This window comes from Mesorhizobium sp. M7A.F.Ca.CA.002.15.2.1, assembly GCF_003998715.1.
Lineage (GTDB): Bacteria > Pseudomonadota > Alphaproteobacteria > Rhizobiales > Rhizobiaceae > Mesorhizobium > Mesorhizobium ciceri.
The window spans coordinates 1-9,172 of record NZ_RZPI01000161.1 but is presented as its reverse complement, the minus strand read 5'-3'; the positions used below and the strand labels follow the sequence as shown (position 1 = coordinate 9,172).

The 9,172-nt window shown below is 62.5% G+C and carries 14 protein-coding genes; 3 read left to right on the top strand and 11 right to left on the bottom strand.

Annotated features, from left to right (window positions below; genetic code table 11):
• On the bottom strand, positions 1-544 hold a 544-nt coding region (locus ENZ74_RS11940; RefSeq protein WP_127312783.1), incomplete at its 3' end, for a YqgE/AlgH family protein.
• Between the two features lie 170 nt (positions 545-714).
• On the opposite strand from ENZ74_RS11940, the gene ENZ74_RS11935 reads away from it, so the two are divergent.
• The 3 genes from ENZ74_RS11935 (at position 715) to ENZ74_RS11925 (ending at position 2,637) form a co-directional block, all read left to right on the top strand.
• Positions 715-1,521 (top strand): protein-disulfide reductase DsbD domain-containing protein, encoded by an 807-nt coding sequence (locus ENZ74_RS11935; RefSeq protein ID WP_063167685.1) that lies wholly within the window; start codon positions 715-717, stop codon positions 1,519-1,521.
• 84 nt (positions 1,522-1,605) lie between these two features.
• Positions 1,606-2,088 carry a peroxiredoxin gene (locus tag ENZ74_RS11930; protein ID WP_027164142.1) on the top strand — a complete coding sequence of 161 codons (483 nt, stop codon included), beginning with the start codon at positions 1,606-1,608 and terminating at the stop codon, positions 2,086-2,088.
• Positions 2,089-2,160: 72 nt separating this feature from the next.
• Complete coding sequence (locus ENZ74_RS11925) at positions 2,161-2,637, top strand: DUF2938 domain-containing protein (RefSeq protein WP_013532768.1); 477 nt, start codon at positions 2,161-2,163, stop codon at positions 2,635-2,637.
• A gap of 133 nt (positions 2,638-2,770) precedes the next feature.
• Here the strand turns inward: ENZ74_RS11925 and rnhA are convergent, their stop codons facing one another.
• The 10 genes from rnhA to ENZ74_RS11870 form a co-directional block, all read right to left on the bottom strand.
• Entirely contained in the window at positions 2,771-3,289 is a 519-nt protein-coding gene (gene rnhA / locus ENZ74_RS11915; protein WP_027164143.1) for a ribonuclease HI, read from the bottom strand.
• Positions 3,290-3,293: 4 nt separating this feature from the next.
• Positions 3,294-4,256 carry a homoserine kinase gene (locus ENZ74_RS11910; RefSeq protein ID WP_063167684.1) on the bottom strand — a complete coding sequence of 321 codons (963 nt, stop codon included), beginning with the start codon at positions 4,254-4,256 and terminating at the stop codon, positions 3,294-3,296.
• Between the two features lie 5 nt (positions 4,257-4,261).
• Positions 4,262-5,272, bottom strand: coding sequence for a 4-hydroxy-3-methylbut-2-enyl diphosphate reductase (gene ispH / locus ENZ74_RS11905; RefSeq protein WP_063167683.1), 1,011 nt, complete (start codon positions 5,270-5,272; stop codon positions 4,262-4,264).
• Positions 5,273-5,360: 88 nt separating this feature from the next.
• Positions 5,361-6,116, bottom strand: a complete 756-nt coding sequence (locus ENZ74_RS11900) for an SURF1 family protein (protein WP_063167682.1) — start codon at positions 6,114-6,116, stop codon at positions 5,361-5,363.
• Positions 6,113-6,499 (bottom strand): DUF983 domain-containing protein, encoded by a 387-nt coding sequence (locus ENZ74_RS11895; protein ID WP_024503617.1) that lies wholly within the window; start codon positions 6,497-6,499, stop codon positions 6,113-6,115. The genes ENZ74_RS11900 and ENZ74_RS11895 overlap by 4 nt, the downstream gene beginning before the upstream one ends.
• Positions 6,500-6,520: 21 nt before the next feature.
• Positions 6,521-7,012, bottom strand: a complete 492-nt coding sequence (locus ENZ74_RS11890) for a L,D-transpeptidase family protein (protein WP_063167681.1) — start codon at positions 7,010-7,012, stop codon at positions 6,521-6,523.
• 91 nt (positions 7,013-7,103) lie between these two features.
• Entirely contained in the window at positions 7,104-7,985 is an 882-nt protein-coding gene (locus ENZ74_RS11885) for a cytochrome c oxidase subunit 3 (protein WP_024503615.1), read from the bottom strand.
• Between the two features lies 1 nt (position 7,986).
• A complete protein-coding gene (locus ENZ74_RS11880; RefSeq protein WP_027164147.1) occupies positions 7,987-8,619 on the bottom strand; it encodes a cytochrome c oxidase assembly protein in 633 nt (210 codons plus the stop codon).
• A complete protein-coding gene (locus ENZ74_RS11875; protein ID WP_013532777.1) occupies positions 8,619-8,777 on the bottom strand; it encodes a hypothetical protein in 159 nt (52 codons plus the stop codon). Before ENZ74_RS11875 ends, ENZ74_RS11880 begins: the two co-directional genes overlap by 1 nt.
• A 2-nt stretch (positions 8,778-8,779) precedes the next feature.
• On the bottom strand, positions 8,780-9,172 hold a 393-nt coding region (locus ENZ74_RS11870), incomplete at its 5' end, for a UbiA family prenyltransferase (protein WP_164761007.1).

Genomic DNA, 9,172 nt, shown 5'->3' with positions numbered 1-9,172 from the left:
CGTATTTGCGCTCGATATCGGTGTCGAACAGAAGCTCGGCACTGGCCGGACAGGTCAGCCAGCCATTTTCTGCGATCTCGGTCTCCAATTGGCCCGCGCCCCAGCCGGAATAGCCGAGCGCCATCAGCGCATGACGAGGCCCGCGGCCGGACGATATGGCGCGCAATATGTCGACGGTCGCCGTCAGGCAGATGTCGTCGGAAACGGTCAGCGATGATTCCACCCGATAGTCGCCCGAATGCAGGACGAAGCCCCGGCTGCGATCCACGGGGCCGCCATTGCGCACGACGAAATCGCGGGCCTGAGCCGGCAAGCGGATTGCCTCCTGCTCGTTCATGATGCCCAGTTGCACGAGCAAGTCCGGAAACAGCATCTGCTGCGTCTGGTTGATGATCAGGCCCATGGCGCCTTCATCGGAATGGGCGCAGACATAGATGACCGAGCGCGTGAAACGGTCGTCCTTCATGCCGGGCATGGCAATCAGGAACTGATCGTCGAGAAAGCCGCGACTGGCGACCGTCTTCTTGTGGCGCAACAAGTCCATGAAGGGAGCGTAACGCGTTTCCAAAGCGCCGAAAAGATGCGCCGTGCTGGATTCGACCAAAGCCTGTGGCGGCGGCTCGAACATTCTTCTCCCTCGAAGTCACGCAAATATGATACCGGCAAGGCCATGAAATCATTGCGCGGCCACGAACGGACGATCAAATCACCGCCATGCGAAGCTTGAAAATCCTGCTGCTCGGCGCCGGCATCGGATCGGCCACCGCTCTTCCCGCCGCCGCCTCTTCGTCGGCGTGGTACAACAGCGAAGGCGGCAAGGTCCGGCTGGTTACATCAGGCAAAGCCGACGATGCCGGCCGCATACAGGGCGTTCTCGACATAGCGCTCAAGCCCGGCTGGAAGACATATTGGCGCGATCCGGGAGACGCGGGCGTGCCGCCGCAACTCGACATTTCGGCCAGCACCAACGTCGCCGACGCCGCTCTGTCGTTTCCGGCGCCGCAGCGCCATGACGACGGCTATGGCAAATGGGCGGGCTACAACTATCCGGTCTCTCTGCCGGTGACATTCACGCTGGCGACGCCGAACCAGCCGGCGGTGATCGATGCCGACATCTTTCTCGGCATCTGCGAAACGATCTGCATTCCGGTGCAGACGCGGCTGACCGTCGACCCCGCCTCCGATCCGGACAATGCCGAGGACGCGGCGCTGGTGAAGGCGAGTTTTACGGCACTGCCTGCGCCCGCGAGGTCCGATTTCGGCATCAATGTGCTGCCGGGCGACCATGAGACGCTGATTGTCGAGGCGAGCTTTCCCGGCGATCCGGCGGCGGCGGATTTCTTCGTTGCCGGCGAGCAGGACTACATGTTCGGCACCCCGGCCCGCAGCGAAAAGGACGGCAAGCTGATTTTCACCGTGCCGATCCTCGACCGCCCCTCGACGACGCCGACTGATGGCGGGCTTCACTATACGCTGACGAGTGCGGCGGGCGCTGTCGAAGGGGTTCTGCCTTTCCCTTGATCCAGCCCATCGCAACGGTTGCAGGAAGCCGTTGGGTTCGCTACGCAAAGACACGTCCTTCCCCATTTCCCAAGCGAGGAATCCATGACCATTTCCGTTGGCGACAAGCTGCCTGACGTGACCTTCAAGACGATGACCGACGACGGCGCCAAGCCGATCACCGGGGCCGAGATATTCCCGGGCAAAAAGGTCGTTCTGTTTGGAGTTCCCGGCGCCTTCACGCCGACCTGCAGCAACAACCACTTGCCCGGCTATCTCGAGAACCATGACGCCATCCTGGCGCGCGGCGTCGACACCATCGCCGTCGTCTCGGTCAATGACGTCCATGTCATGGGCGCCTGGGCGCGCTTCACCGGCGGCGAGGGCAAGATCCTGTTCCTGGCCGACGGCAGTGGCGATTTCGCCAAGGCAGTGGGCCTCGACAATGACCTTTCCGCCAGCGGCATGGGGCTGCGTTCGAAACGATTTTCGATGATCGTCGACGACGGCAAGGTCACCGCGCTCAATGTCGAGACCAAGCCCGGTGTCGACGAGTCCGGCGCGGCCCATATTCTGGGACAGCTCTGAACTTCAGTGCGCCTTCGGCCGCAACGGCGATGGCGCTTGTGGTTCATGGCTTGCTTTGGGGGGATCCTAGCGATGTTTGACATCTTCTGGCGCGCTATCGCGATCGGCGTCGGCGCCACCGTGCTGATGGATCTCTGGGCCATCTTCCTGCACAAGGCGTTCGGCCAGCCACGGCCGAACTGGGGGCCGGTCGGCCGCTGGGTCTGGCATCTCCGTGACAAGGTCTTTCACGACGATATCGGCGATACAGCACCATACGCGCATGAAAAGGCGCTGGGTTGGGCCTTTCACTATTTTGTCGGCATCATCTACGGCATCATCCTGGTGGTGCTGGCCGGAGCGGGCTGGCTTGCCGCGCCGACATTTCTGCCGGCCTTCATCCTCGGCATTGTCACCGTCGGCGCCGGCTGGTTCCTGCTGGCACCCGGCATGGGCGCCGGCTGGGCCGCCTCGAAGCGGCCCAACCCGATGCGGATCCGGGCGCTGAACCTGGTGTCGCATACGGTGTTCGCACTTGGGCTTTGGGGCACGGCGCTGCTGATACGATAAGCGCTTACGGCTGTGTCGGCCTGTCGATCGGCTGCCAGCCGTAGACAACGGAATGCGCGCCGATATCGTAGTAGTTGCCGCCGCCCGCTGGCTGATCTGCTTCTTCGTACCCGAGCCGCGCCGCTCCTGAAATTCAATAGCTCTGGGTCGAGCGCCGCACCTTCGCGATTGCCGGCGCAGCAGGCTTTGGCGCTGCTGCAGGCTTGAACGGGCCTTTCTTGAACGGCGCCATGCCTTCGCGCGCGAGTTCGTCGGCGCGCTCGTTCTCGACATGGCCGTCATGGCCCTTGACCCAGTTCCAGGTGACCTTGTGGCGCTTGTTGGCCTCGTCGAGCGCCTGCCAGAGTTCACCGTTCTTGACAGGCTTCTTGTCGGCGGTCTTCCAGCCGTTCTTCTTCCAGCCGTGGATCCACTTGGAAATGCCGTCCATGACGTATTTGCTGTCGGTGTGAAGCTCGACCGTGCACGGTTCCTTCAGCGCGTTCAGCGCCGAGATAGCGGCCAACAGTTCCATCCGGTTGTTGGTCGTCTCGGCCTCACCGCCGGAAAGCTCCTTGGTGGTGCCGTTGAAGCGCAGGATCGCGCCCCAGCCGCCAGGGCCGGGATTGCCCGAACAAGCGCCGTCGGTGAAGATCTCAACCTGTTTGCTCATGATATCAGGCCAATCCATATTCCGAAGGAGATTTGATCGCCCGGTGGAACCGCATCCTTCTGATGTATTCGGTCGGATCGCGTTTCATCACCAGCCCGCCATCGGGGACGGTCAGCCAGTCGTATAGCCGGGTCAGCATGAAGCGCAACGCCGAACCGCGCGCCAGCATCGGCAGCGCAGCCTTTTCCTGGTCGCTCAGGGGCCGGACGCTCTTGTAGCCGGCGAGCAGCGCCTTGCCCTTGGTCAGGTTGAAGGAAAAATCCTTCTCGAAGCACCAGGCGTTGAGGCAGGTGGCGACATCGTAGGCATAGAGGTCGTCGCAGGCGAAATAGAAGTCGATCAGGCCGGAGAGCTTTTCGCCGAGGAAGAAAACGTTGTCCGGGAAAAGATCGGCATGAATGATGCCTTGCGGCAGGTCTTTGGGCCAGTTGCGCTCAAAATCGGCAAAGTCGGCATCAACCTCGGCCGCCAGGCCCGGCTCGACCTCGTCGGCCCGGTCGCGCGCTGCGTCCCAGAGCTTGCGCCAGCCGTCGATGGCCAGGGCATTCGGACGTGTCATCGAAAAATCGGCGCCGGCCAGATGCAATTGCGCCAACGCCTTGCCGACCTCGGCACAATGCGTGGCTGTGGGCCGCCGCAACGAAAGCCCTTCCAGGAAGGTGATGATGACCGCCGGCCGGCCGGCGAGCGTGCCGATGACGCTGCCGTCATGGGCGGTCACCGGCAGCGGGCAGGACACGCCCTTGTAGGCGAGATGGCCCATCAGCCCAAGGAAAAACGGCAGATCCGCCTTCTCGACGCGCTTCTCATAGAGCGTCAGGATGTAGGAGCCGCTCGAGGTGTGCAGCAGGAAGTTCGAGTTCTCGGTGCCTTCGGCGATGCCCTTGTAGGACAGGAGATCGCCGACCGGATAGTGCTTCAGGAATGCGCCGAGTTCGCCTTCCGCGACGTCAGTGTAGACCGCCATGTGCCTTACGCGGCTCCATTGACGAAGGCCATGTCGGCCCGCGTCAGTTCGACATCGCGCAGTACCCGCATGACCGGAAAATCCTCCGTTTCCGTGGCCGTGATGGCCAGATCGATCGTGACATCGAAGCGCTGCCGGAACGCGTCGATGATCTCGTCGACGATGATTTCGGGCGCCGACGCGCCGGCCGACAGGCCGAGCGTCGAAATGTTGCCGATGTCATTCCACGGAATCTCGGCGGCGCGCTGCACGAGAAGCGACATGGTGGCGCCTGCACGCTCCGCCACTTCGACAAGTCGTCGCGAATTGGAGGAATTCGGCGCGCCGACGATCAGATAGAGATCGGCGCCCGGCGCGGTGTCCTTGACGGCTTCCTGGCGGTTGGTGGTGGCATAGCAGATCGATTCCGCCGCTGGCGCCTGCAGCGCCGGAAAGCGATCCTGCAAGGCGCGGATGATGCCGGCGGTGTCCTCGACCGACAATGTGGTCTGGGTAACGAAGCCTAGCGCCTGCGGATCGGTGGGCGAGAGCTTTGCGGCATCGGCTTCGGTTTCGATCAGGGTCACCGCTCCGTCCGGGAGCTGGCCCATGGTGCCGATCACCTCGGGATGTCCGGCGTGACCAATCAACAGCACATGACGGCCGAGCCGCTGATGGCGCATCGCCTGCTTGTGGACCTTCGACACCAGCGGGCAGGTGGCATCGAGATAGAAGAGATTGCGCGCCTTCGCATCCGCCGGCACCGATTTCGGCACGCCATGCGCCGAGAACACGACGGGCGACTGCCGATGTTCGGCCGGGATCTCGGAGAGTTCCTCGATGAAGACGGCGCCAAGGCTTTGCAGCCCCTCGACGACGTAGCGGTTGTGCACGATTTCATGGCGGACGTAGACCGGCGCGCCATATTTCTTCAGCGCCAGCACGACGATCTGGATGGCACGGTCGACACCGGCGCAAAAACCGCGCGGCTGGCAGAGCCGGATCGTCAGAGGTGGTTTGGTGGTTGTCTGAAGCATTAAATCCGGGCCGGTTGATCAAAGCCGAAATGAGGTGCGCACCCCTGCCCTGTCAAGGGCATCGGTAGAAAGGGGGCGTCGCTCGCATTCATTCCTCTTTCGCGGGGCGGCGAAGCCGCAGGATGAGCACGGCGGCGAGCGTGGCGGCAAGCCCGTACCAGGTGACGGCATATTGCAGATGGCTGTTCGGCAGGTCGATGATGGTGACGCCGCCAACCGGCAATCCGCCTGGATTTGGCGTCTTGTCTGCGTCGATGAAGATCGGCACCAGCGTGAACCCAGCCGGCAGGCCCGCGCTCGCCGCCATGACGTCGCGGTCCTTCCAGTAGAAGATGTTCTTCGCCACATCGTTGTCGGGCAGCATCATCGACGGCTTTGCTGGCAGGGGGTTGCGAGCGAGCCCCGTGACCGTCACTCTGCCGGTCACCTGTCCCTTGGCGCGCTTGGCGGCGTCCTTCAGATCGTAAGGCACGAAGCCGCGATTGATCAGGACGAAGCGGCCGTCGTCGAGCGCCAGCGGCGTGTAGACATTGAAGCCGGCATCACCCTCCCAGGTCGCGTAAAAATGCCGTTCGCCTTGATGCAGGAACGTCCCGGTGACGGCGACGGGCGTATAATCGACGTCCCCGGTGGCTGCGAATTCTTTCTCGACCTCGGCCAGCGGCCGCGGCGCTGAATGAGTGCGCTGGTCGATGGTCTGCAGAAGGCCTTCCTTCCAATAAAGGCGCTGCACCTGCCAGGTGCCGAGCGCCAGCAGGATCAGGAACAGCACAAGGCCAAGGCCGAGCAGCAATGCCGTCCTAGGCCGCGATCGGCCATCGGCTTTAACGGTTGCCTCGCTCATTCGCCGCGATCCAACCGGCCTTCGGCCGCCTTGTTGCGGTATTGCAGCGTCAGCAGCACGCCTTTGATCAGCCTCAGCGCCGCCAGGCACAGCACGACAGCCAGCGGAATCCAGACCAGCAGATGCAGCCAGAGCGGCGGGCTAAGCGTGACTTCAACCCAGAGCGCCAGGCCGACGATAAGGAAGCCTATGATCAGGATGACGAACACCGCCGGCCCGTCGCCGGCATCGGCGTAGGAATAATCGAGGCCGCAATTGACGCAGCGCTTGCCGACAGTGAGGAAGCCGGAGAACAACCGCCCCTCGCCGCAGCGCGGGCAGCGGCCATGCAGGCCGGCCGAGATCGGATCGATCGGCGGCCAGATCGCCCTGTCTTCACTCATGGGAGCGTCGTCGCTCATTGCTTACCGCTCGATTTCGATCGGTGTGCCATCGGCCACCAGCGCCCAGATTTCGTCCATGTCGGAGTCCGTAACCGCAATGCAGCCGTCGGTCCAGTCGACCAATTGAAGCAGCCAGCCCCACCAGCCATAACCATTCGGTTGGCCGTGGATCATGATCATGCCGCCCGCGCCGACATTGCGCGCCTTGGCGGCGGCCTCATCGTCGGCATTGGGGTACGAAATATGGATCGATTTGTGCGCGATGCTGTTCGGGTTGCGCCAGTCGAGGACATAGTTCCCCTCGGGCGTGCGCTGATCGCCCTCCTGGTGCTTGTGCCCGACGGGATCGCCGCCGAGCGCGATGCCGTAGTTTCGCAGGACCTTGCCGTCGCCGATCAGTTCCAGCCGGCGTTCGGCCTTGTGAACACGCACCAGGTCCACCTTCTCGCCGGCAAAGGCCGGGAGTGCCCCGATCATCAATGCGCAAATAGCCCGGAAGATTGTCAGTCGCATTGGCTATCGATCAGCGATCATTGCGCCAAAAAGAAGAAGGCGGCCACGTTGCCGCGGCCGCCTCCAGAAATGAAAATCCCTCAGGCCTGGATCAGTGGCCCTCGATCACCGCGCCGACCGATCCCCAGACGTAGATCGAGGCGAACAGGAACAGCCAGACCACGTCGACGAAGTGCCAGTACCAGGCGGCCGCCTCGAAGCCGAAATGCTGCTTGGGGGTGAAATCACCCTTCATCGCCCGGATCAGGCAGACCAACAGGAAGATGGTGCCGATGATGACGTGGAACCCGTGGAAGCCGGTCGCCATGAAGAAGGTGGCGCCATAGATGGAATCCTTGAAAGCGAACGGAGCGTGCATGTACTCGTAGGCCTGCACCATGGTGAACAGCATGCCGAGGCCAACGGTCAGCACCAGGCCGTTGATCAGCCCCTTGCGGTCGCCGTGAAGAAGCGAATGGTGCGCCCAGGTCACCGTGGTGCCCGACAGCAGCAGGATGACGGTGTTGTAGAGCGGCAAATGGAAGGGATCGAGAACCTCCATGCCCTTCGGCGGCCAGACGCCACCAGTAAATGTGGCGCGCGCGTAGTTCTGTGCCTCACCGGCAAAAAGGCTGGCATCGAAATAGGCCCAGAACCAGGCAACGAAGAACATCACCTCCGAGGCGATGAACATGATCATGCCATAGCGCAGGTGCAGCGACACGACCCGCGTATGATGACCCTCATGCGCTTCCTTGATCGTGTCCGACCACCAGGCGAACATGGTGTAGAGGACGATCACGAGGCCGATGAAGAACAGCCACGGATTGGCGATGTTGAAGCCGAAGATCGGGAACGACCCGCCCTTCAGATATTCCATCAGGGCGACACCGCCAAAGGCCATGACCAGCGCCCCTACCGAGCCTAGGAAAGGCCATGGGCTCGGGTCGACGAGATGATAGTCATGCTGTGGTTTTGCGTGCGCGTCTGCCATATCAACCCCCGAGATTTGCTTCGGTATTCGAAATTGTCTTGCTGTTGCCATCGGTCGGCGCCGAGGAGGCGACCGGCTTGGTCTTCTCGACCGGGAACATCGTGTAGGACAGCGTGATCGTCTTCACGTCCTTGAGCTCCGGCACATTGACGATGTCGGGGTCCACGTAGAACAGGACCGGCATGTCCAGCGTCTCGCCGGGCTTCAGCGTCGTGTCGGTGAAGCAGAAGCACTCGACCTTGTTGAAATAGGGGCCCGCCAGTTCAGGCTGCACGTTGAAGGTGGCGCGGCCGGTCACCGAACGATCGAACTTGTTGGTCGCCTGGTAGTGCGCCTGCACGGTCTCGCCGATCTTCATCGTCATCGAGCGCTGGACCGGCTGAAACTCCCATGGCACGCCGGCGACGTTGGCATCGAAGCGGACGGTGATCTCGCGGTCGAGCACGCGGCCGGCATACTGCTTCTCGGCACGTTGCGTCGTGCCGCCATAGCCGGTCGCCTGGCAAAACATCTTGTAGAGCGGCACCGCGGCATAGGCCATGCCGATCATGCCGGTGAAGAAGGCGAGGCAGACAGCCGCGACGATGACGTTGCTGTTCTTGCCCGCCGCTTTCCTGGACTTCTCGACGCTCATCACATCGTGCCCAGATTGTGGCCGAACTTCACGATCGTCGCGATGTAGAAAATGACCACCAGCAGCGCCAGCGCCACGCCGATGGCGATAGAACGGCTGCGCTGCGCCTTCTTCTGACGCTCGGTCAACGTGACGGTCTCGAGCTTTTCCTCGATCATGGTCATGCTCCACCCATGGCAAGCGCGCGTTCGACAACGCTGTCGGCCAGATAGGCAGCGAAGATGGCGAAGAGATAAAGCAGCGAATAGGCGAACAGGGCCTTGGCCGGTTTCATGACGCGGTCATCGTCGGCCATGCCAAGCACTTTCCACGCGTACCAGGCAAAACCGACCCCGAGCAGCAGGGCGGCCACGCCATAGAAGGGCGTGGTGTAGCCGAGCAGCCACGGCAGCACGCCTACCGGGGCCAGCACCAGCGCATAGGCGAAGATCTGGCGGCGCGTCGAAGCGTGGCCGGCGACGTTGGGCATCATCGGAATACCGGCCTTGGCGTAGTCCTCGGATTTGAAAAGCGCCAGCGCCCAGAAATGCGGCGGCGTCCAAAGGAAGATGAT